Raw genomic sequence first — 1,401 nt, 5'->3', positions numbered from 1 at the left:
TTTTGGTTTGGAGGGTCGGTAGGTCGACGCCCGCAGTGAGGGCATGGTTTGTCCGGCGGTCTGGTAAGGCGGTCAATGATGGCTTGTCTGATTGCTGGCAGGCTCGGTTTCGGTGGAGGGCCTGAGATTCTTTTTCCCCCCTTTGCCCTGCTTGAGCCGGAGTGACTGGAGGAAGGCGAGGGCGATCATGGACATCAGGGCATGTCGGTGCAGGCCTTTCCACGACCGACCTTCAAAGTGGTCGAGGCCGAGTTCTTCCTTGAGTTGCTGATGTGCCTGTTCGCAGACCCAGCGCGCTTTGATGGCGCCGGCCAGTTGCTTGATCGGCGTGTCGGTGGGCAAGTTGGAGAGGTCGTACTTGCGCTCGCCGGTAGAGCGATGTTCGCCGACGAGCCAGACTTCCTCGCCTGGCAAGTGCTGAGCGCCCATATCGTGGATACGCTGCGGTGGCCCGTCTGCTACACGCACACGAACAGCGGCGAAGCGGGCCGAGAGTTTTCCTTTGGTGCCGCGCCGCCAACTGACCTTGCGCCATGGTAGCGTCTCAAGCATCGCCTGCGCCGAGATCGAAGTTATGTCGGGTATTGCGTTCTTTCTCGGGCGCCCCCGAGTGGCGACGGGAAAGACCATGCTGACATCGGCGGGGTAAACCTTCTGTTTGAACGGAATGCCAACAGCCCACGCGAGGCCCCGCTCGCTCAGGCCCTGCCGGAAGGGCGCAGAGAGACCGTATCCGGCATCGGCAAGGACACAGCCGAAGCGAACACCGGCGGCACGGACCCTATCGATCTCAGCGAGCGCGATCTCGTGCTTGGTCCGGTAAGGCCGTAGCTCTTCTGGAACCCCGGCGCGATCCAGGCGGGCCGCATCACTCGTCCAGCTCTCCGGCAGGAACAGACGCAAGCCCACCATCACAGGTACCTCGCGCGATGCCAGCGTCACCGACACCAGCGTCTGGCAGTTGGCGTTCTTGCCGAGCGCCGAGGCATACTGCGGCGCCACACCGACCGAGTGTCGGCCCTTCTTGGGCAAAGCCGTATCGTCGATGATCAGCCAGGCATTATCGCCCCCAACTTGCCGGTCGGCCTCAGCAAGCAGCGCCGCCTCCAGCGGAGCTTCGTCCCAGATGCCGCTGCCGACGAAGTGATGAAGTCGGTCGTAGCTGACCTCGTCGTCCCGTGCCGCCATCGGCTGAACACTTTTGCGATCTCCGGGGCCAATCAGGCCCGCAATGTAAGCCGGGCACATCCGTCGGCGCGTCTTGTTCCGCAACGCCGCGGCGAACGGCGAAAGCCATGCCTCGAGTTCGCTCCGCCAGTCTGCTTCCATCGCCAGCCTCCAGAAAAGCCGGCTCTCTATGAATCAGGGATTTTCCTCCTTGGGAATCCCAAAAATCACATT

1 protein-coding gene is annotated in these 1,401 nt (G+C 62.4%); it reads right to left on the bottom strand.

Features of this window, described 5'->3' with window-relative positions:
• Positions 1-72: 72 nt before the first annotated feature.
• Positions 73-1,329: an IS701 family transposase gene (locus tag GGQ88_RS21015; RefSeq protein WP_183615353.1), complete on the bottom strand. Its 1,257-nt coding sequence runs from the start codon at positions 1,327-1,329 to the stop codon at positions 73-75.
• Positions 1,330-1,401 lie beyond the last annotated feature (72 nt).

The sequence above is a fragment of the Novosphingobium hassiacum genome (assembly GCF_014196055.1).
GTDB classification, from domain to species: domain Bacteria; phylum Pseudomonadota; class Alphaproteobacteria; order Sphingomonadales; family Sphingomonadaceae; genus Novosphingobium; species Novosphingobium hassiacum.
Note: the sequence above shows the minus strand (reverse complement) of the source record. Positions and strands in the feature narration are given on the sequence as shown.